Raw genomic sequence first — 21,501 nt, forward strand, 5'->3', positions numbered from 1 at the left:
ATTATATCAATTTCGAATATTTAAATTTTATATAATTGGATATAACAAATAAATAATAATTATTGCAAAACACACCCAAAATTAATTATTATAAAAGTATATTCATAAAAGGAGGAATATACTTATGGCATTTAAATTACCAAATTTACCATATGCATATGATGCATTGGAACCATATATAGATCAAAGAACAATGGAGTTTCATCACGACAAACATCACAATACGTACGTGACGAAATTAAACGCAACAGTTGAAGGAACAGAGTTAGAGCATCAATCACTAGCGGATATGATTGCTAACTTAGACAAGGTACCGGAAGCGATGAGGATGTCAGTCCGTAATAATGGCGGTGGTCATTTTAACCATTCATTATTCTGGGAAATACTATCACCTAATTCTGAAGAAAAAGGTGGCGTAATAGATGACATCAAAGCGCAGTGGGGCACTTTAGATGAATTTAAAAATGAATTTGCAAATAAAGCAACAACATTATTTGGATCAGGTTGGACTTGGTTAGTTGTTAATGATGGCAAATTAGAAATTGTGACAACGCCAAACCAAGATAATCCATTAACAGAAGGCAAAACACCAATCTTACTATTTGATGTTTGGGAGCATGCCTACTATCTGAAATATCAAAATAAACGTCCAGACTATATGACTGCATTTTGGAACATTGTTAACTGGAAAAAAGTTGATGAATTATACCAAGCAGCAAAATAATATAACTTAATATAATTGAGGTGGAGCATCTACAAGGTGTTCCACTTTTTTGTACTTAATATCTTTACTTATTTGTTTTTGTGTAATGGGATAGCACGTAAAAGTGGAAAAATAATAAGATAAATTTCAACTCGAAATACCTTATTATTGTTGACTATAACGATGACCTAAATATTATATACATTAGACAACACTATTAATTAATCAACATATTGACATTAAATAAATTGACAAAATAAGTAATTATTGTGAATCTAAAGTGAAATTTTTATAAAAAAATGTAATGATTCAAAAATTTTGTTGCATTTCTTTTGTAATCGTATGATAATGTAAATGTAATCAAATTGTAATATAAGGGGACAAGACAATGAAAAAATTAGCAACAGTAGGTTCTTTAATTGTAACAAGCACTTTAGTATTCTCAAGTATGCCTTTTCAAAATGCGCATGCCGACACAACTTCAATGAATGTGTCGAATAAACAAAGCCAAAATGTACAAAATCATCGTCCTTATGGCGGAGTAGTACCACAAGGAATGACGCAAGCACAATATACTGAATTAGAGAAAGCTTTACCCCAATTAAGCGCTGGCAGTAATATGCAAGACTATAATATGAAATTGTATGATGCGACGCAAAATATTGCTGATAAATACAATGTGATAATTACAACTAATGTAGGGGTATTTAAACCACATGCTGTTAGAGATATGAATGGCCATGCGTTACCTTTAACAAAAGATGGCAATTTTTATCAAACGAATGTAGATGCAAATGGTGTTAATCATGGTGGTAGTGAAATGGTGCAAAATAAAACAGGTCATATGAGTCAACAAGGCCATATGAATCAGAACACACATGAACCAACAGCCACACATGCAACAAGGTCATATGCAATCATCAAACCATCAAATGATGAGTCCAAAAGCAAATATGCATTCATCAAATCATCAAATGAACCAAAGTAACAAAAAAGTTTTACCAGCTGCTGGTGAAAGTATGACATCAAGTATTCTTACTGCAAGTATTGCCGCACTACTATTAGTATCTGGGTTATTCTTAGCATTTAGACGACGTTCAACAAATAAATAAACATAATACGATTAATAATAGAAAAATCGTGTGATTATCTGAGCGAGCCTAGGACATAAATCAATGTCCTAGGCTCGCTAATGTTATATTGGCAGTAGTTGACTGAATGAAATTGCGCTTGTAACAAGCTTTTCCATTTCTTACCAACTCCCTAAATAGTCATCAAAAAATTTCTTATATTTTAATAATTTTTAATAATCCGATTGTCTTATACGTGTCAGTGTTAATTCAGATATTTCCTGTGGAATATACCACTTATTAATCATAATTGGATAAGGTGTTTGTGCGTACAGTGTTTCAATAATCAGCCAACAATGTGTATCACCATCAAACACGTGACTATGATTTTTGAAGTGGGGCGCTTTGGTAATAGACATTTTTAAATCTGATTGATATGCATTGCTATAAATCGTTTGCTCAACGAATGTCTTCATGTCGTCTTCGTTTTGTGTATTCACTTTAAATGTGTCAATGACATTTAACGGTATAAAGGTAAAGCAAAATGCATCAGCTTGCTTAGAATGATTGTCCTTTTTTTGATAATAGCGTTCCATTGCAATGACGGCAGAAGGATGGTTTGCAAACAAATGATTTGTATATTCACTTTCTAAATCAACACGATAATTAATTGATGACATAGATACGCGAGCTAGCAATATTTGATCAAGTGGATGCTTAAATTGATCCATACTTGAAGCGTGTTGGGCATTTGTTTGTGGAATAACAAAGTGTCCCTTCCCTCTTGTACTCTCTACGATGCCATCTTCGGCTAACAATTTTATAGCTTGGCGCAAAGTCATACGACTGACATCAAAGCGCGCACAAAGTTCCTTTTCAGTAGGTAATGCATGGCCACTCGGATATTTTCCTATTTGAATTTCTTTATATAACGTATTATAAATCGTTAAAAATTTTGGTTGTGTTTGCGTCACGTAGACAACCTCCATAAAGTTACTTAATCACTCTCATCATACAATAATTTTTACTCAAATTGGAAAAATTATAAAAATTAAATATAGATAGGCTTTGAAAATTAGTTTTATACAAGGTTAGTAGCTGTAACTGTAAAATGTTCTTAATATTGTCAAAATGTAATGCTTGAAAGCGCTTTTAAAAAATATTATTATATACATGGTTAGACAAATAGACAAATCACTATACAAATATTGGGAGGAATATTTTATGAAATCAACACCACACATTAAACCAATGAATGACGTCGAAATTGCAGAAACGGTTCTATTGCCAGGAGATCCGTTAAGAGCTAAGTTCATTGCAGAAACTTATTTGGATGATGTGGAACAGTTCAATACAGTGCGAAACATGTTTGGTTTTACCGGAACATATAAAGGTAAAAAAGTTTCTGTCATGGGTTCAGGTATGGGTATGCCATCTATTGGCATTTACTCTTATGAATTAATTCATACATTTGGTTGTAAAAAATTAATTCGCGTTGGCTCTTGTGGCGCGATGCAAGAAAACATTGATTTATATGATGTGATTATTGCACAAGGTGCCTCTACTGATTCAAATTACGTTCAACAATATCAATTACCAGGTCATTTTGCGCCAATTGCTTCTTATCAATTATTAGAAAAAGCAGTTGAAACAGCACGTGACAAAGGTGTACGTCATCATGTAGGTAATGTGTTATCAAGTGATATTTTCTATAACGCGGATACAACAGCGAGTGAACGTTGGATGCGTATGGGTATTTTAGGTGTAGAAATGGAATCAGCTGCATTATACATGAATGCAATTTACGCTGGTGTCGAAGCATTAGGTGTGTTCACAGTGAGCGATCATTTAATTCATGAAACGTCAACAACACCTGAGGAAAGGGAACGTGCATTTACAGATATGATTGAAATTGCACTGTCATTGGTGTAGATGATTATGAATGTTGAATATTCTAAAATAAAGAAAGCAGTACCTATTTTATTATTCTTATTTGTATTCAGTTTGGTTATAGACAACTCATTTAAATTGATTTCTGTAGCCATTGCTGATGACTTAAACATATCTGTAACGACAGTAAGTTGGCAAGCGACATTAGCCGGTTTAGTAATTGGTATTGGCGCTGTAGTATACGCTTCATTATCTGATGCCATTAGTATACGCACACTATTTATTTATGGCGTGATATTAATCATTATCGGATCAATTATTGGTTACATTTTCCAACATCAATTCCCATTACTTTTAGTTGGACGTATTATTCAAACTGCCGGTTTAGCTGCTGCAGAGACATTATATGTGATATATGTTGCAAAGTATCTTTCTAAAGAGGACCAGAAGACTTACCTTGGCTTAAGTACGAGCAGTTATTCCTTGTCATTAGTTATCGGTACATTATCAGGTGGATTTATTTCTACGTATTTACACTGGACAAATATGTTTTTAATTGCATTAATCGTAGTATTTACGTTGCCATTCCTATTTAAATTATTACCAAAAGAAAATAATACGAATAAAGCTCATTTAGATTTTGTTGGCTTAATTCTAGTGGCAACTATTGCTACAACAGTCATGCTGTTTATTACGAACTTTAATTGGTTATATATGATTGGTGCCTTAATTGCGATTATCGTTTTTGCGCTATATATTAAAAATGCGCAACGTCCATTAGTAAATAAATCATTTTTCCAAAATAAACGTTATGCTTCATTTTTATTTATAGTATTTGTAATGTATGCTATCCAATTGGGTTATATTTTTACGTTCCCATTCATAATGGAGCAAATTTATCATCTGCAACTAGACACAACATCACTGTTATTAGTACCGGGTTATATAGTAGCAGTCATTGTTGGTGCACTAAGTGGTAAAATCGGCGAATATCTGAATTCAAAACAAGCGATTATCACAGCAATTATTTTAATAGCACTGAGCTTGATTTTACCTGCATTTGCAGTAGGTAATCACATTTCAATCTTCGTCATTTCTATGATATTCTTTGCAGGTAGCTTTGCTTTAATGTATGCACCTTTACTTAACGAAGCCATTAAAACAATAGATCTTAATATGACAGGTGTGGCTATTGGTTTTTATAATTTAATTATTAATGTGGCGGTATCTGTAGGTATTGCGATTGCTGCGGCTCTAATCGATTTTAAAGCATTAAATTTCCCAGGCAATGATGCATTAAGTTCACATTTCGGTATTATTTTAATTATTTTAGGTTTAATGAGTATTGTCGGATTAGTTTTATTCGTCAGCTTAAATCGTTGGACACAATCTGAAAAATAAATAGATATAAATTCGCGAGATATATTCGTATTTATAGTAAAATTAAATAAAGAGATTATATAACACGAGGAGTAGTAAGTATGAAATTTGAGAAATATATAGATCACACTTTATTGAAGCCTGAGTCAACACGTACGCAAATCGATCAAATCATCGATGAAGCGAAAGCATACAATTTTAAATCTGTATGTGTGAATCCAACACATGTTAAATATGCAGCAGAGCGACTAGCTGATTCAGAGGTGCTCGTTTGTACGGTAATAGGATTCCCATTAGGTGCGTCGACAACTGCAACGAAAGCATTTGAAACAGAAGATGCAATTCAAAATGGTGCAGATGAAATTGACATGGTCATCAACATCGGCGCATTAAAAGATGGACGTTTTGATGATGTACAACAAGACATTGAAGCAGTGGTTAAAGCTGCGAAAGGTCACACAGTAAAAGTGATTATTGAGACGGTATTGTTGGACCATGACGAAATTGTAAAAGCGAGTGAATTAACAAAAGCGGCTGGTGCGGACTTCGTTAAAACTTCAACAGGTTTTGCAGGTGGCGGTGCGACTGCAGAAGACGTTAAATTAATGAAAGATACAGTAGGTGCTGATGTAGAAGTAAAAGCATCAGGTGGCGTACGTAATTTAGAAGATTTCAATAAAATGGTTGAAGCAGGTGCGACACGTATTGGTGCGAGCGCAGGTGTTCAAATTATGCAAGGTTTAGAAGCAGATTCAGATTACTAATATATATAAATTTTGGGAGTGATAGCTATGACAAGACCATTTAATCGTGTACATTTAATCGTAATGGATTCAGTAGGTATTGGTGAAGCGCCAGACGCAGCTGATTTTAAAGATGAAGGTTCACATACTTTAAGACATACCTTAGAAGGTTTCGATCAAACTTTACCAAACCTTGAAAAGTTAGGTCTAGGGAACATCGATAAATTACCAGTAGTAAATGCAGTTGAACAACCAGAAGCATACTATACTAAATTGAGTGAAGCTTCAGTTGGTAAAGATACAATGACTGGTCACTGGGAAATTATGGGATTAAATATTATGCAACCTTTTAAAGTATACCCTAATGGATTCCCTGAAGAGTTAATTCAACAAATTGAAGAAATGACAGGTCGTAAAGTTGTTGCTAACAAACCGGCATCGGGTACGCAAATTATCGATGAGTGGGGCGAGCACCAAATGAAAACTGGTGACTTAATTGTTTATACAAGTGCAGACCCAGTATTGCAAATTGCTGCACATGAAGACATTATCCCATTAGAAGAGTTATATGATATTTGTGAAAAGGTTCGTGAGTTGACAAAAGACCCTAAATATTTAATTGGTCGTATTATCGCACGTCCATATGTTGGTGAACCAGGAAACTTTACACGTACATCTAATCGACATGACTATGCGTTAAAACCTTTTGGTAAAACTGTCTTAGATCATTTGAAAGACGGTGGTTATGATGTTATTGCCATCGGTAAAATTAATGACATTTATGATGGTGAAGGTGTAACAGAAGCGGTTCGTACGAAGAGTAACATGGACGGTATGGATCAATTGATGAAAATTGTTAAGAAAGATTTCACAGGTATTAGCTTCTTAAACTTAGTAGACTTTGATGCATTATACGGTCATCGTCGTGATAAACCAGGTTATGCACAAGCAATTAAAGATTTCGATGATCGCTTGCCAGAACTGTTTAGCAACTTAAAAGAAGACGATTTAGTAATTATTACAGCAGACCATGGTAATGACCCGACAGCGCCAGGTACGGACCATACGAGAGAATATATCCCAGTAATTATGTACAGTCCGAAATTTAAAGGTGGTCATGCACTAGAAAGTGATACTACATTCAGTTCTATCGGTGCAACTATAGCAGATAATTTCAACGTAACATTACCAGAGTTCGGTAAAAGTTATTTAAAGGAATTGAAATAGAATAAATTTAGATATTATAAAAACAGCAGTGAAGTTAACTATAACAATAGTTTTCTTCACTGCTGTTTTTATTATAATAGAGAAACGTAAGACGGTAGGACTTCTTATTTAGGAGTATCCTGATTTAATGTTAAACAATACGTTTTCGGATTGAACCGGAAATTAAATCGACAATTGCGACCATTAGTACTAAACCGATTAATATAATACCTACACGGTCCCAAGAACGTGTTTGAATGGCAAATATGAGTGGTGTCCCGATACCACCAGCCCCAATTAGCCCCAGTATAGAAGCTGAACGTAAGTTTAGTTCAAAGCGATAAAGTATGAGTGATAGAAAGGCAGGCATAATTTGTGGTATGACTGCAAATACGAGTGTTTTAATCTTATTCGCACCACTGGCCTTTAATGATTCTACAGCACTGAAATCTAGACCTTCAATATCTTCAGCTAAAAGTTTCCCAAGCATACCTACGGAATGGATACCTAAAGCTAATACACCTGAAAATGAACCTGGGCCAACAGCTTTGATAAATATAAGTGCCATTACAATTTCTGGGAAGACACGTATAACACTTAAAATAAATTTGCTAACACCTGAAACTGGGCGTAGCTTTACCATATTATTTGCACCTAGAAATGCTAATGGAATACAGATAATTGCGGCGATGAAAGTACCTACAACGGCTATCGCAAAGGTTTCAAGTAAACCACGTAATAAGTCTTCGCCATCTGGTATATAGATATAGCTGATATCAGGATGGAATAATCCGCTGAATATGGATTTTAAGATTTCTAATGATTTACTTTTAAGTTCTAAACTTGGTACACCTGCAAATGCCCAGATGATAATAGCTAAGACGACAATTGCAATAAGCCATCTTTTAATCAATTTTCGTTTGTGTGCTTTTGTGTGAACATTATATTTTGCTATTTCCTGTGTCATGCGAGATGTGCCCTCACTTTCGTACTGATGTAATCAATGACGACGACGATAACTAAAGTAAATAAAATAATCGTTGCTGTTTTTGGATATTGAAATAAACCAAGTGTTTGATCATAAAACAATCCAATACCGCCAGCGCCGACTAATCCAAGCACAGCTGAAGCACGTATATTTACTTCAAATGCATATAATACGTATGACATAAATGACGATATGGCTTGTGGTACAACACCGAAAACAATCCATTTTATTTTATTAGCGCCAACAGCCGTCATTGCTTCCATTGGACCTGGATCTATCGTTTCCAATGATTCATATAATAATTTTCCAATAATACAGATAGTTAAAATAAACAGTGCTAATATCCCTGGAATTTGACCGATTCCAAATACAGCCACAAAGATTGCTGCTAATAACAAATCTGGAATAGTACGAACTATATTTAAAATAAAGCGCGAGGGTATTGAAATCCACTTTTGATGAACGATATTGCTAGCACATAATAACGCAATTGGTATTGAAACGATGCTACCTAATACTGTACTTACGATAGCCATTCGAATGGTATCTAACATTGGCGTTGTAATTTGTTGTAAATACTCGAAATCAGGTGGAATCATTTGTTTGAATAGATCACCTATTTGAGGTATTCCTATCATTAAATCTCCAAAATTAAATCCCGTATAAATGAAGCTCCAAATGATAAGCACAATGATTAACATGAAGGTAAAACTCGTTTTTAAAGAAACCTTTTTCTTTAAAAGGGAGTCATACTTTGTAGGTATTTCTAAAGGCATGTTAGTTCACTCCTAGCTTTTCATCTTCTTTAATTGTACGTCCATATATTTCACTAAATACGTCATCTGTTGCTTCAGATGCAGGACCATCATAGACAACTTCACCATCACGTAAACCAATGATGCGTGTGCCATATTCTTTTGCCAAGTCAACAAAATGTAAATTAATTAAAATTGTGATGCCTAATTCTTGGTTGATTTTTCTTAAATCATCCATAACCTGTTTCGTAGTTAATGGGTCTAATGAAGCAACTGGTTCATCTGCAAGAATAATTTCAGATTCTTGGCATAGCGCACGTGCAATAGATATACGTTGTTGTTGGCCACCTGATAATTCATCAGAGCGTTGATTATATTTATCTAAGATATTGACGCGTTCTAGTGCATCCATTGCCTTAATTTTGTCTTCTTTTGGGAATAAACCTAATACCATTTTCCAAGTAGGGTGATAACCTACACGTCCACTTAGTACATTTCGTAATACACTTGACCGTTTAACTAAATTAAAATGTTGGAAAATCATACCTATATTTCGGCGCATTTCTAATAATGCTTTACCATGGGCTTTAGTGATTGATTTACCTTGGATGAAAATTTCACCTGACGTGATATCATGCAAACGATTTACAGATCTTAATAACGTGGATTTCCCAGCACCAGATAGTCCGACAATAACTGCAAATTCACCTTTTTCAATATTTAAGTTAATATTTTTCAAGCCTACATGACCGTTAGGATAGACTTTACTGACGTTTTTAAATTCGATTTGACTCATGTTTGACACCTTTCTTTAATAAAGAAAAGCCAAGGTAAACTGAAATATCATAGACATTGGGTTTCTGTGTACAAATGGTTTCAAATGTACAGCGACACCTTTCTATATCTGTTTCAGTTTAGCGCCTAGCTTTTCAATATTAATCTAGAATATATCTATTGAACGAAAGCTTTTAATACCAAATTCGCTAATGATTCATTTGTTAAATAATGATTATTTCATATCTTTAACTAATTTTTCGTACTCTCTTACAATGTCGAAATTTGAATCTTTCGTTTCTGTGTATCCTTCATGTGAATAAACTTCGCTAATAATTTTGTGACCTTCTTTTGATTTAGCAATGTCTATAAAAGCTTTTTTCAATTTTTCTTGAAAATCTTTATCCATATCTGGTCTTACAGAAATTGTGTCATTCGGAATAGCTTGTGTTAATTTTAAAATTCGTGTGTCTTTAAATACATTTGGTTGGTCTTTTTTCACAGTATTACGTGCATCGTTAAATACAGCCGCAGCATCTACATCTCCATTTAATAATGAGATAACTGCTTGGTCATGACCTTTAACATTCACAATTTTCATATCTTTAGTTGCATTAATACCTGCTTCGTTTTTTAACATCGCAAGTGGGAATGTATATCCAGCAGTTGATGTTACATCTTGTAAGGCAATTTTCTTACCTTTTAAATCTTTCAAGCTTTTAATTTTTGAGTCTTTTTTAACAAGAATTTCTGATTTATAACTATCTACAAGTTCTTTACTTGCTGAACCATCTTCTTTTACACCGAAACGTTGTGCTTGTAATAATAAATCAGCTGCTTTTTGATCATGTGCTAATGTGTATGCCGTTGGTGGTAAGAAACCAACATCAACTTTTTTAGACTTCATAGCTTCAACAATTGTATTGTAGTTAGTTGATACAGACACTTTAACTGGAATCCCTAATTCTTTAGATAGTAATTTTTCTAATGGTTTTGCTTTAGCTTCTAATGTTCCAGCATTTTGCGAAGGTACAAATTGAACGGTTAATTCTTTAGGTTTGTATCCTCCTGATTTAGAATCCGAATCATTACTAGCGTTCTTTTGATTATCTAAAGAACTTGAGTTTCCACATGCTGCTGCAAAAAAAATGACTGCTAACATTAATACAAATAAACACTTAAAATTTTTCATTTGATAACTGTCCCCTTCACATTCTTAATCGTGTAATATGTATGCAATGAAATTACACTTATAGCGTACCACATTTAAATGTTAAAAAGTATTTTATAAAAATGAATTTTAATAACTTTCTTTAAGAGTTTGATAAGATTTTGTAAATTTTTCGTTAAATTGCTCATATGCAACGAATTTTTATCCTATAATTCAAGAACAAATTTATTTTAAAAGGAGCCTCACAAAATGAAAAAAATATATAAGTCATTAACTGTCTCTGCAATTGTTGCAACGGTATCATTAAGTGCTTTACCGCAATCTTTAGCTATAACGCATGAATCGCAACCTACAAAGCAACAGCGAACGGTATTATTCGATCGTTCTCATGGTCAAACAGCTGGTGCTGCAGATTGGGTTAGTGATGGTGCATTTTCAGATTATGCGGATTCAATACAAAAACAAGGTTATGACGTTAAAGCTATTGATGGTCATTCGAACATAACAGAAGCAAGTTTGAAAAGTTCCAAAATATTTGTAATTCCTGAGGCTAACATTCCTTTCAAAGAATCAGAACAGGCAGCAATTGTTAAATATGTGAAACAAGGTGGCAATGTTGTCTTTATTTCAGATCATTACAATGCTGACCGAAATTTAAATCGTATTGATTCATCGGAGGCAATGAATGGTTATCGACGTGGAGCATATGAAGATATGTCGAAAGGTATGAATGCAGAAGAAAAAAGTTCTACTGCAATGCAAGGTGTGAAAAGTTCAGATTGGTTATCTACAAACTTTGGCGTACGTTTTCGATATAATGCACTAGGTGATTTAAATACGAGCAATATTGTTTCTTCAAAAGAAAGTTTCGGTATTACTGAAGGTGTGAAATCTGTCTCTATGCATGCCGGATCGACATTAGCAATTACTAATCCAGAGAAAGCAAAAGGTATTGTGTATACACCAGAACAATTGCCAGCGAAAAGTAAATGGTCACATGCTGTAGATCAAGGTATTTATAATGGGGGCGGTAAAGCAGAAGGCCCCTATGTAGCAATTTCTAAAGTTGGAAAAGGTAAAGCAGCATTTATCGGTGATTCATCACTTGTGGAAGATAGTTCGCCCAAATATGTAAGAGAAGATAATGGAGAAAAGAAGAAAACATATGATGGTTTTAAAGAACAAGACAACGGTAAGCTATTAAATAATATAACGGCTTGGATGTCTAAAGATAATGATGGGAAATCACTTAAGGCGAGTAGCCTAACATTAGATACAAAGACTAAGTTGCTTGATTTTGAACGACCAGAGCGTTCAACTGAGCCTGAAAAAGAGCCATGGTCACAACCGCCGAGTGGTTATAAATGGTATGATCCAACAACATTTAAAGCAGGTAGTTATGGCAGCGAAAAAGGCGCAGATCCTCAGCCAAACACACCAGATGATCATACACCACCAAATCAGAACGAAAAAGTAACATTTGATATCCCGCAAAATGTTTCTGTAAATGAGCCATTTGAAATGACAATACATTTAAAAGGATTTGAAGCAAATCAAACACTTGAAAATCTTAGAGTTGGTATTTACAAAGAAGGCGGACGTCAAATCGGACAATTTTCAAGTAAAGATAACGATTATAACCCACCAGGTTACAGTACTTTGCCAACAGTTAAAGCAGATGAAAACGGAAATGTCACAATTAAGGTCAATGCTAAAGTACTTGAAAGTATGGAAGGTTCAAAGATTCGTTTAAAACTCGGTGACAAAACCTTGATTACAACAGACTTCAAATAAATATATAATAGAAATAAGAAAGATGTTTGTGATTGAAGGAGTGAGTGAGGATGTCAAACATAGCATTTTATGTCGTGAGTGACGTACATGGTTATATTTTCCCAACAGATTTTACGAGTAGAAATCAATATCAACCTATGGGATTGTTACTAGCGAATCATGTTATAGAACAAGACAGAAGGCAGTATGACCAAAGTTTTAAAATAGATAATGGTGATTTTTTGCAAGGGTCACCATTTTGTAATTACTTAATCGCGCATAGCGGCAGTAGCCAGCCTTTAGTTGATTTTTATAATCGAATGGCATTCGACTTTGGTACGCTTGGTAATCATGAATTTAATTATGGATTACCATACTTAAAAGACACTTTACGCAGACTCAATTATCCAGTTTTGTGCGCTAATATATATGAAAATGATAGTACATTGACTGATAACGGTGTGAAGTATTTTCAGGTTGGAGATCAAACTGTTGGTGTGATAGGTTTAACGACACAATTTATTCCCCATTGGGAACAACCAGAGCATATTCAGTCACTTACGTTTCATAGTGCTTTTGAAATACTTCAACAATACTTACCTGAAATGAAGCGACATGCAGATATCATTGTGGTTTGTTACCATGGTGGATTTGAAAAGGATTTAGAAAGTGGTACGCCGACCGAAGTATTAACGGGTGAAAATGAAGGATATGCCATGTTAGAAGCGTTTTCTAAAGATATAGATATCTTTATTACGGGTCACCAACATCGACAAATTGCTGAAAGGTTTAAGCAAACGGCTGTGATTCAACCTGGTACGAGAGGTACAACTGTAGGCAGAGTAGTCTTGAGTACTGATGAATATGAAAATCTATCCGTTGAATCATGTGAATTACTTCCTGTTATAGATGATTCCACATTTACTATTGATGAAGATGACCAACATTTACGAAAGCAGTTAGAGGACTGGTTAGATTACGAAATTACTACATTGCCATATGATATGACGATTAATCATGCATTTGAGGCACGTGTGGCACCGCATCCTTTTACAAATTTTATGAATTACGCTTTATTAGAAAAAAGTGACGCAGATGTTGCCTGTACAGCTTTGTTTGATTCTGCTAGTGGTTTCAAGCAAGTCGTGACGATGCGAGATGTTATTAACAATTACCCATTTCCAAATACATTTAAAGTTTTAGCTGTAAGTGGTGCCAAACTTAAAGAAGCCATTGAACGATCAGCAGAATATTTTGACGTGAAAAATGATGAAGTTAGTGTGAGCGCAGACTTCCTTGAACCCAAACCACAACACTTTAATTATGATATATATGGTGGCGTAAGTTATACCATTCATGTTGGAAGACCAAAGGGACAACGTGTGAGCAATATGATGATTCAAGGTCACGCAGTTGATTTAAAGCAGACATATACAATTTGTGTAAATAATTATCGTGCAGTAGGCGGTGGTCAGTATGATATGTATATCGACGCGCCAGTTGTAAAAGATATTCAAGTTGAAGGCGCACAATTACTTATTGATTTTTTATCAAATAATAATTTGATGCGCATCCCGCAAGTTGTTGATTTTAAAGTTGAAAAGTGACGGATATATGTAAAACTTACTTGATTTTAATCGGGTAAGTTTTTGTTTTTGTTTAAAGCGAGAAAGTATTATCTTTAGACGACGTGATTGAAATGTCACGTCCTGTCAAAATGAATAGTTTATTAAAGTTGTATTTTGATAGAAATTTACTGACACCACAAAAATTATTGAATTATTTAAAAGTTGATGAAACATTTTTGAATCATCTAGCAGGTATTAATTTAAAACTCTTTAAGGATTATGTTAATGAAAATAGAGAATATAATATAACGAATCTATATAAATAAGGCACCAATATTTAAACCTCGAGCTGAAAAGATCATCATTTCAGTTCGAGGTTTTTTATTTTATCCTCTTTGTATGGGTATTCTTTTACTTGAAATTTGTTTTCCTGTTTTTTTATTGTAAATTTTTATTACATAGTATCCTAAGTTATATCCTGACATTTGTTCTCCAGTATTTTTAGTTTTTTAGTAGGAACATAATGGTATTTTTTTGCTGTTAGTGGAACATATTTTTTAGTGTTTTGAATTTCGTTTCATCCATTTGTAAAACTGGATACTCTAATATCCGGTAATAGCCGGTTAAATCGACATAGGATGTCACTAGCTATTCCAAAATTGTCTTTTGACGCTATAACGATTGTTGGGAATCTTAGCATGTCTAACGCAGAGAGACTTTCACATTTTATGAGTACTAATCCTGAAATTCGGCTTTGGGATATTTTACAAACAAACTTTAAAGCTAAAGCTCTTAAAGAAAAAGTTTATATTGAATATGACAAAATAAAAGCAACTCTTTGGAATAGACGTAGTATGCGCGTTGAATTTAATCCTAATAAGCTTTCGCATGATGAAGTGCTTTGGTTAAAACAAAATATCATCAGTTATTTGGACGATGTTAGTTTTACGAGATTAGATTTGGCTTTTGATTTTGAATTTGATTTAAATGACTATTATGCATTGTCAGATAAGTCGGTAAAGAAAACTATATTTTATGGACGTAATGTAAAACCAGAAACAAAATATTTTGGTGTGCGTAATAGTGATAGGTTTATTCGGATTTATAATAAAAACAAGAACGTAAAGATAATGCAGATGTTGAAATTGATTCAACATTTCTATGGCGTGTGGAAATTGAATTAAAACGAGATATGGTTGATTGTTGGAAAGATTGTTTTGATGATTTGCATATTTTAAAACCGAATTTAAAAATGATTGAAAATATACAAGAACGAGCAATGCTTCATTTATTAACTCACGAAGAAGAGGAATGGGGAAATTTAGAAAGACGTACTAAAAATAAATATAGAGATAAGTTGAAAAATATAGCGTCTATTGATTTGACAGATTTAATGAAAATATCTTTAAGAGGAAATGAAAACCAATTGCAAAAACAAATCGACTTTTGGTTGAATTAATTATTATAACTAAAGAACTATGTTCACTTATGCTCATCTACTTAAAATAAGTATTTTTTTGTTGGTTTTTAAAAGTAGTTGAAATGTTTATAATAATATTGAAAGATATTTCTGTTTTCCTTTTGAATAATAAACTTAAAAGAGAATATAAAATAATGCTTATTAAAATTAGGGGTGGAAATATGAAAAGAGATTTTTTTGAAAAGTGGTCGTTTATTTTAAATTTAATTTTATTTTGTGCTTTTTTGTTTTTAGTGGTTCTGATGTTTTATAAGGATGTCGATTTGATTTATATTTTTTGTACATTATTAATATCATTATTACCTTTGCTAAATATTATAAAAAGATATAAGAAAAAGACGGATAATTAATCCGTCTTTTTTTTATGAAAAGAATAGGCTGGGAAATAAATCAATGTTCTATGATCTACGAAGTTATATTGGCAGTAATTGACTGAACGAAAATGCGCTTGTAATAAGCTTTTTTCAATTCTAGTCAGGGGCCCCAACACAGAGAATTTCGAAAAGAAATTCTACAGGCAATGCGAGTTGGGGCGGGGCCCCAACAAAGAGAAATTGGATTCCCAATTTCTACAGACAATGCAAGTTGGGGTGGGACGGCGAAATAAATTTTGCGAAAATATCATTTCTGTCCCACTCCCCAGAAAAGGTTCTACCATTGTCAAAAAAATGCATCTCTACATGTTAGAGTAAATATTGGTCAGCCAACCAAAATAATCAACACGAGGAGATGCTATTTAATGTCATCTGACACAAACAGTTTAGCACATACGAAATGGAATTGTAAGTAACATATTGTCTTTGCACCTAAATACAGAAGACAAGCGATATATGGAAAAATAAAAAAAGATATAGGGATTATATTACGTCAATTATATGAAAGAAAAGGTGTAGAGATAATTGAAGCAGAGGTATGTAAAGATCATATCCATATGTTAGTAAGTATACCACCCAAACTTGGGGTATCATCATTTGTTGGCTATTTAAAAGGAAAAGTAATTTAATGATATTTGATAGACATGCTAACTTAAAGTATAGATATGGAAATAGAAAGTTTTGGTGTAAAGGATTTTATGTGGATACAGTAGGTAGAAATAAAAAAGTGATTGAAAATTATATTCGTAATCAATTACAAGAGGATATCGTTGCAGATGAAATTTCAATGGAAGAATATTTAGATCCTTTCACTGGAGAGAAAAATAAAAAAAGAAAGAAAAAAGAGTAAACCTTTAGGATTGCTGGAATAGTAGTGCAGTTGGCTGACTTGTCAGTGCCCTTTTAGGGCTGGCCAGTAAGGAAGGCTTATAGCCGCAGAACAAACCACCCGTTCACACGGGTGGTTTTTATTTGTAACATCTGTTGATAGGTATCGACAAGGACCTTTTAATGTTGTGTTTTGTGCGATATAACAAGCTTTTTAGGCTATTAAAGAATATTCAGAATTAAATATATAATTATGAATAAATTATGTCATTGAAAAAATTATGATTATAAAATCATTCTAAAAACACCGAAATAACAATGATTTCATGAAAACATTTATTTTAAAATTTGATATTTGTTCAAATAATATTCGAAATTAAACTTTTTTGTATAGAATTTTCTTTATATCCTGAGAGACATGTACTATAATGTTTGTGAAATAATTCACAAAGTATAAAGGAGTGGTTGTATATGTTAACTATACCTGAAAAAGAAAATCGTGGATCGAAAGAACAAGAAGTGGCAATTATGATTGATGCTCTAGCTGACAAAGGGAAAAAAGCATTAGAAGCATTATCTAAAAAGTCACAAGAAGAAATTGATCATATTGTTCATCAAATGAGCTTAGCAGCTGTTGATCAACATATGGTGCTAGCAAAATTAGCACATGAAGAAACTGGAAGAGGTATATACGAAGATAAAGCGATTAAAAATTTATACGCTTCTGAATATATATGGAATTCAATAAAAGACAATAAGACAGTAGGGATTATTGGTGAAGATAAAGAAAAAGGATTAACGTATGTAGCGGAACCAATTGGTGTTATTTGTGGTGTTACGCCAACAACAAATCCTACGTCGACAACTATTTTTAAAGCGATGATTGCAATTAAGACAGGAAATCCAATCATTTTTGCATTCCATCCAAGTGCACAAGAATCGTCGAAGCGTGCAGCAGAAGTTGTATTAGAAGCGGCAATGAAGGCAGGTGCACCTAAAGATATTATTCAGTGGATTGAAGTGCCTTCTATCGAAGCAACAAAACAATTAATGAATCACAAAGGTATTGCATTAGTTCTAGCAACAGGTGGTTCGGGCATGGTTAAGTCTGCATATTCAACTGGCAAACCGGCATTAGGTGTGGGACCAGGTAACGTGCCGTCTTACATTGAAAAAACAGCACACATTAAACGTGCAGTAAATGATATCATTGGTTCAAAAACATTTGATAATGGTATGATTTGTGCTTCTGAACAAGTTGTAGTCATTGATAAAGAAATTTATAAAGATGTTACTAATGAATTTAAAGCACATCAAGCATACTTTGTTAAAAAAGATGAATTACAACGCTTAGAAAATGCAATTATGAATGAACAAAAAACAGGTATTAAGCCTGATATTGTCGGTAAATCTGCAGTTGAAATAGCTGAATTAGCAGGTATACCTGTCCCCGAAAATACAAAACTTATCATAGCCGAAATTAGCGGTGTAGGTTCAGACTATCCGTTATCTCGTGAAAAATTATCTCCAGTATTAGCCTTAGTAAAAGCCCAATCTACAAAACAAGCATTTCAAATTTGTGAAGACACACTACATTTTGGTGGATTAGGACACACAGCCGTTATCCATACAGAAGATGAAACATTACAAAAAGATTTTGGACTAAGAATGAAAGCTTGTCGTGTACTTGTAAATACACCATCAGCGGTTGGAGGTATTGGTGATATGTATAACGAATTGATTCCGTCTTTAACATTAGGTTGTGGTTCCTACGGTAGAAACTCAATTTCACATAATGTTAGTGCGACAGATTTATTAAACATTAAAACGATTGCTAAACGACGTAATAATACTCAAATTTTCAAGGTGCCTGCTCAAATTTATTTTGAAGAAAATGCAATCATGAGTCTAACAACAATGGACAAGATTGAAAAAGTGATGATTGTCTGTGACCCTGGTATGGTAGAATTCGGTTATACAAAAACAGTTGAGAATGTATTAAGACAAAAAACGGAACAGCCTCAAATAAAAATATTTAGCGAAGTCGAACCGAACCCATCAACTAATACAGTATATAAAGGTCTGGAAATGATGGTTGATTTCCAACCGGATACAATCATTGCACTTGGTGGTGGTTCAGCGATGGATGCTGCAAAAGCAATGTGGATGTTCTTTGAACACCCTGAGACATCATTCTTCGGTGCTAAACAAAAGTTCCTAGACATCGGTAAACGTACTTATAAAATAGGCATGCCTGAAAATGCGACGTTCATTTGTATCCCTACGACATCAGGTACAGGTTCAGAAGTAACACCATTTGCAGTTATCACAGATAGTGAAACAAATGTAAAATATCCGTTGGCTGATTTTGCTTTAACACCTGACGTTGCAATTATTGACCCTCAATTTGTGATGAGTGTGCCAAAAAGCGTTACAGCAGATACAGGAATGGATGTACTAACGCATGCAATGGAATCATATGTATCTGTAATGGCTTCAGACTACACAAGAGGTTTGAGTCTACAAGCGATTAAATTGACGTTCGAATATTTAAAATCATCTGTTGAAAAGGGTGATAAAGTTTCAAGAGAGAAAATGCATAACGCATCAACTTTGGCTGGTATGGCATTTGCAAATGCATTCTTAGGCATTGCACACTCAATTGCGCATAAAATTGGTGGCGAATATGGTATTCCGCATGGTAGAGCGAATGCGATATTACTACCGCATATTATCCGTTATAATGCCAAAGACCCGCAAAAACATGCATTATTCCCTAAATATGAGTTCTTCAGAGCAGATACAGATTATGCAGATATTGCCAAATTCTTAGGATTAAAAGGTAATACGACAGAAGCACTCGTAGAATCATTAGCTAAAGCTGTCTACGAATTAGGTCAATCAGTCGGAATTGAAATGAATTTGAAATCACAAGGTGTGTCTGAAGAAGAATTAAATGAGTCAATTGATAGAATGGCAGAGCTCGCATTTGAAGATCAATGTACAACTGCTAATCCTAAAGAAGCACTAATCAGTGAAATCAAAGATATCATTCAAACATCATATGATTATAAGCAATAATCTATCTGATAATAATCATCTAACTCACCTGAAATTACAAAAGTAAAAAATGCCACATAAACTTTAAGTCGATAATCATTATACGGTTATCGGCTTTTATTTATTGCCAAATCTTCAGAGAGATACAAACTAGACAATCATTTTTTTAAATAAAGAAAATATTAAGATTGATACTCATTTCACAAACTATTACTACTTTAGAGTATAATTATTTTTAATTTCATATAAATAAAAAGGCGAAAATAATGCGGTTTAAAAGTAATTAATTGTTTAAACGATATGTAATATGTAAATACTATATATATAATACCAATTTTAATGAAAATTTTTAAGGGAGGTAAATAATGGAAAGTACATTAGAATTAACAAAAATTAAAGAAGTATTACAAAAAAACTTGAAGATTTTAATTATTTTACCGCTATTATTTTTAATTATTAGCGCTATTGTTACATTTTTCGTCTTATCACCTAAATATCAAGCTAATACTCAAATTTTAGTGAATCAAACTAAGGGTGACAATCCTCAGTTTATGGCGCAAGAGGTTCAAAGTAATATTCAACTTGTAAATACGTATAAAGAAATTGTTAAAAGTCCTAGAATTTTAGATGAGGTGTCAAAGGACTTAAATGATAAGTATTCACCATCTAAATTGTCGAGTATGTTGACAATTACAAACCAAGAAAATACGCAACTTATCAACATCCAAGTTAAAAGTGGTCATAAACAAGATTCGGAAAAAATTGCGAATAGCTTCGCTAAAGTTACAAGTAAACAAATTCCGAAGATTATGAGTGTGGATAACGTATCAATTTTATCTAAAGCAGACGGTACAGCAGTTAAAGTCGCACCAAAAACTGTAGTGAATCTAATCGGTGCATTCTTTTTAGGATTAGTTGTCGCGCTTATATATATCTTCTTCAAAGTAATTTTCGATAAGCGAATTAAAGATGAAGAAGATGTAGAGAAAGAATTAGGATTGCCTGTATTGGGTTCAATTCAAAAATTTAATTAAGGATGGTTGCTACTTATGTCAAAAAAGGAAAATACGACAACAACACTATTTGTATATGAAAAACCAAAATCAACAATTAGTGAAAAGTTTCGAGGTATACGTTCAAACATCATGTTTTCAAAAGCAAATGGTGAAGTAAAGCGCTTATTGGTTACTTCTGAAAAGCCTGGTGCAGGTAAAAGTACAGTTGTATCGAATGTAGCGATTACTTATGCACAAGCAGGCTATAAGACATTAGTTATTGATGGCGATATGCGTAAGCCAACACAAAACTATATTTTTAATGAGCAAAATAATAATGGACTATCAAGCTTAATCATTGGTCGAACGACTATGTCAGAAGCAATTACGTCGACAGAAATTGAAAATTTAGATTTGCTAACAGCTGGCCCTGTACCTCCAAATCCATCTGAGTTAATTGGGTCTGAAAGGTTCAAAGAATTAGTTGATCTGTTTAATAAACGTTACGACATTATTATTGTCGATACACCGCCAGTTAATACTGTGACTGATGCACAACTATATGCGCGTGCTATTAAAGATAGTCTGTTAGTAATTGATAGTGAAAAAAATGATAAAAATGAAGTTAAAAAAGCAAAAGCACTTATGGAAAAAGCAGGCAGTAACATTCTAGGTGTCATTTTGAACAAGACAAAGGTCGATAAATCTTCTAGTTATTATCACTATTATGGAGATGAATAAGT

18 protein-coding genes and 3 pseudogenes are annotated in these 21,501 nt (G+C 33.4%); 16 read left to right on the top strand and 5 right to left on the bottom strand.

Features of this window, described 5'->3' with window-relative positions; genetic code table 11:
- Nucleotides 1–124 precede the first annotated feature (124 nt).
- From JG553_RS11325 to JG553_RS13360, 3 genes are all read left to right on the top strand, one after another.
- Complete coding sequence (locus JG553_RS11325; protein WP_000874681.1) at nt 125–724, top strand: superoxide dismutase; 600 nt, start codon at nt 125–127, stop codon at nt 722–724.
- A gap of 367 nt (nt 725–1,091) precedes the next feature.
- Nucleotides 1,092–1,691, top strand: coding sequence for a hypothetical protein (locus tag JG553_RS11330; protein WP_001804439.1), 600 nt, complete (start codon nt 1,092–1,094; stop codon nt 1,689–1,691).
- The gene (locus JG553_RS13360) at nt 1,678–1,815 is read left to right on the top strand and encodes an LPXTG cell wall anchor domain-containing protein (protein WP_223181133.1); all 138 of its coding nucleotides are present in this window, start codon (nt 1,678–1,680) and stop codon (nt 1,813–1,815) included. The genes JG553_RS11330 and JG553_RS13360 overlap by 14 nt, the downstream gene beginning before the upstream one ends.
- Nucleotides 1,816–2,006: 191 nt before the next feature.
- Here JG553_RS13360 and JG553_RS11335 read toward each other — a convergent pair whose 3' ends face one another.
- Nucleotides 2,007–2,762 (bottom strand): GntR family transcriptional regulator, encoded by a 756-nt coding sequence (locus JG553_RS11335; protein ID WP_001789411.1) that lies wholly within the window; start codon nt 2,760–2,762, stop codon nt 2,007–2,009.
- 235 nt (nt 2,763–2,997) lie between these two features.
- On the opposite strand from JG553_RS11335, the gene deoD reads away from it, so the two are divergent.
- From deoD to deoB, 4 genes are all read left to right on the top strand, one after another.
- Entirely contained in the window at nt 2,998–3,705 is a 708-nt protein-coding gene (gene deoD / locus JG553_RS11340) for a purine-nucleoside phosphorylase (protein WP_000843292.1), read from the top strand.
- A 6-nt stretch (nt 3,706–3,711) separates the two neighbouring features.
- Nucleotides 3,712–5,064, top strand: coding sequence for a tetracycline efflux MFS transporter Tet(38) (gene tet(38) / locus JG553_RS11345; protein WP_001100300.1), 1,353 nt, complete (start codon nt 3,712–3,714; stop codon nt 5,062–5,064).
- Nucleotides 5,065–5,144: 80 nt separating this feature from the next.
- A complete protein-coding gene (gene deoC, locus JG553_RS11350) occupies nt 5,145–5,807 on the top strand; it encodes a deoxyribose-phosphate aldolase (RefSeq protein WP_000667269.1) in 663 nt (220 codons plus the stop codon).
- A gap of 27 nt (nt 5,808–5,834) precedes the next feature.
- Nucleotides 5,835–7,013 carry a phosphopentomutase gene (deoB, locus tag JG553_RS11355; RefSeq protein WP_000197806.1) on the top strand — a complete coding sequence of 393 codons (1,179 nt, stop codon included), beginning with the start codon at nt 5,835–5,837 and terminating at the stop codon, nt 7,011–7,013.
- 130 nt (nt 7,014–7,143) lie between these two features.
- Here deoB and phnE (JG553_RS11360) read toward each other — a convergent pair whose 3' ends face one another.
- From phnE (JG553_RS11360) to JG553_RS11375, 4 genes are all read right to left on the bottom strand, one after another.
- Nucleotides 7,144–7,959, bottom strand: coding sequence for a phosphonate ABC transporter, permease protein PhnE (gene phnE, locus JG553_RS11360; protein WP_000191092.1), 816 nt, complete (start codon nt 7,957–7,959; stop codon nt 7,144–7,146).
- Nucleotides 7,956–8,756, bottom strand: a complete 801-nt coding sequence (phnE, locus tag JG553_RS11365; protein ID WP_001127689.1) for a phosphonate ABC transporter, permease protein PhnE — start codon at nt 8,754–8,756, stop codon at nt 7,956–7,958. Before phnE (JG553_RS11365) ends, phnE (JG553_RS11360) begins: the two co-directional genes overlap by 4 nt.
- Nucleotide 8,757: 1 nt before the next feature.
- On the bottom strand, nt 8,758–9,531 hold the full coding sequence (gene phnC / locus JG553_RS11370; RefSeq protein WP_000078092.1) for a phosphonate ABC transporter ATP-binding protein: 774 nt from the start codon (nt 9,529–9,531) through the stop codon (nt 8,758–8,760).
- 213 nt (nt 9,532–9,744) lie between these two features.
- Nucleotides 9,745–10,701, bottom strand: a complete 957-nt coding sequence (locus JG553_RS11375; RefSeq protein WP_000787670.1) for a phosphate/phosphite/phosphonate ABC transporter substrate-binding protein — start codon at nt 10,699–10,701, stop codon at nt 9,745–9,747.
- A gap of 228 nt (nt 10,702–10,929) precedes the next feature.
- Here JG553_RS11375 and JG553_RS11380 point away from each other — a divergent pair, with 228 nt between their 5' ends.
- The 9 genes and pseudogenes from JG553_RS11380 to cap8B all read left to right on the top strand — a co-directional run bounded on the left by JG553_RS11380 (nt 10,930) and on the right by cap8B (nt 21,499).
- Nucleotides 10,930–12,474, top strand: coding sequence for a hypothetical protein (locus JG553_RS11380; RefSeq protein WP_000725596.1), 1,545 nt, complete (start codon nt 10,930–10,932; stop codon nt 12,472–12,474).
- A gap of 50 nt (nt 12,475–12,524) precedes the next feature.
- Nucleotides 12,525–14,060 carry a bifunctional metallophosphatase/5'-nucleotidase gene (locus JG553_RS11385; protein WP_000065035.1) on the top strand — a complete coding sequence of 512 codons (1,536 nt, stop codon included), beginning with the start codon at nt 12,525–12,527 and terminating at the stop codon, nt 14,058–14,060.
- 74 nt (nt 14,061–14,134) lie between these two features.
- Nucleotides 14,135–14,347: pseudogene (locus JG553_RS11390) on the top strand (zinc peptidase); the annotation flags it as partial.
- Between the two features lie 243 nt (nt 14,348–14,590).
- Nucleotides 14,591–15,480: pseudogene (locus tag JG553_RS11395) on the top strand (replication initiation factor domain-containing protein).
- Between the two features lie 83 nt (nt 15,481–15,563).
- Nucleotides 15,564–15,851 carry a hypothetical protein gene (locus JG553_RS11400; RefSeq protein WP_000469917.1) on the top strand — a complete coding sequence of 96 codons (288 nt, stop codon included), beginning with the start codon at nt 15,564–15,566 and terminating at the stop codon, nt 15,849–15,851.
- A gap of 443 nt (nt 15,852–16,294) precedes the next feature.
- Nucleotides 16,295–16,725, top strand: a pseudogene (gene tnpA, locus JG553_RS11405) (IS200/IS605 family transposase).
- Nucleotides 16,726–17,174: 449 nt separating this feature from the next.
- Complete coding sequence (gene adhE / locus JG553_RS11410) at nt 17,175–19,784, top strand: bifunctional acetaldehyde-CoA/alcohol dehydrogenase (protein WP_000955777.1); 2,610 nt, start codon at nt 17,175–17,177, stop codon at nt 19,782–19,784.
- 344 nt (nt 19,785–20,128) lie between these two features.
- Nucleotides 20,129–20,797: a capsular polysaccharide type 5/8 biosynthesis protein CapA gene (gene capA, locus JG553_RS11415; RefSeq protein WP_000446299.1), complete on the top strand. Its 669-nt coding sequence runs from the start codon at nt 20,129–20,131 to the stop codon at nt 20,795–20,797.
- A 15-nt stretch (nt 20,798–20,812) separates the two neighbouring features.
- The gene (gene cap8B, locus JG553_RS11420) at nt 20,813–21,499 is read left to right on the top strand and encodes a type 8 capsular polysaccharide synthesis protein Cap8B (RefSeq protein ID WP_000037332.1); all 687 of its coding nucleotides are present in this window, start codon (nt 20,813–20,815) and stop codon (nt 21,497–21,499) included.
- Nucleotides 21,500–21,501: the final 2 nt, after the last annotated feature.

This window comes from Staphylococcus sp. T93 (assembly GCF_016743875.1).
Classification (GTDB): domain Bacteria; phylum Bacillota; class Bacilli; order Staphylococcales; family Staphylococcaceae; genus Staphylococcus; species Staphylococcus aureus.

Bases quoted from the DNA above. Each gene is read 5' to 3' on its own strand.
- JG553_RS11385 (WP_000065035.1), top strand. From the start codon at position 12,525: ATGTCAAACATAGCATTTTATGTCGTGAGTGACGTACATGGTTATATT.
- JG553_RS13360 (WP_223181133.1), top strand. From the start codon at position 1,678: ATGAACCAAAGTAACAAAAAAGTTTTACCAGCTGCTGGTGAAAGTATG.
- phnE (WP_000191092.1), bottom strand. From the start codon at position 7,959: ATGACACAGGAAATAGCAAAATATAATGTTCACACAAAAGCACACAAA.
- JG553_RS11375 (WP_000787670.1), bottom strand. From the start codon at position 10,701: ATGAAAAATTTTAAGTGTTTATTTGTATTAATGTTAGCAGTCATTTTT.
- phnC (WP_000078092.1), bottom strand. From the start codon at position 9,531: ATGAGTCAAATCGAATTTAAAAACGTCAGTAAAGTCTATCCTAACGGT.
- JG553_RS11400 (WP_000469917.1), top strand. From the start codon at position 15,564: ATGTTTATAATAATATTGAAAGATATTTCTGTTTTCCTTTTGAATAAT.
- capA (WP_000446299.1), top strand. From the start codon at position 20,129: ATGGAAAGTACATTAGAATTAACAAAAATTAAAGAAGTATTACAAAAA.
- JG553_RS11335 (WP_001789411.1), bottom strand. From the start codon at position 2,762: ATGGAGGTTGTCTACGTGACGCAAACACAACCAAAATTTTTAACGATT.
- JG553_RS11330 (WP_001804439.1), top strand. From the start codon at position 1,092: ATGAAAAAATTAGCAACAGTAGGTTCTTTAATTGTAACAAGCACTTTA.
- deoC (WP_000667269.1), top strand. From the start codon at position 5,145: ATGAAATTTGAGAAATATATAGATCACACTTTATTGAAGCCTGAGTCA.
- deoD (WP_000843292.1), top strand. From the start codon at position 2,998: ATGAAATCAACACCACACATTAAACCAATGAATGACGTCGAAATTGCA.
- adhE (WP_000955777.1), top strand. From the start codon at position 17,175: ATGTTAACTATACCTGAAAAAGAAAATCGTGGATCGAAAGAACAAGAA.
- deoB (WP_000197806.1), top strand. From the start codon at position 5,835: ATGACAAGACCATTTAATCGTGTACATTTAATCGTAATGGATTCAGTA.
- phnE (WP_001127689.1), bottom strand. From the start codon at position 8,756: ATGCCTTTAGAAATACCTACAAAGTATGACTCCCTTTTAAAGAAAAAG.
- cap8B (WP_000037332.1), top strand. From the start codon at position 20,813: ATGTCAAAAAAGGAAAATACGACAACAACACTATTTGTATATGAAAAA.
- JG553_RS11380 (WP_000725596.1), top strand. From the start codon at position 10,930: ATGAAAAAAATATATAAGTCATTAACTGTCTCTGCAATTGTTGCAACG.
- JG553_RS11325 (WP_000874681.1), top strand. From the start codon at position 125: ATGGCATTTAAATTACCAAATTTACCATATGCATATGATGCATTGGAA.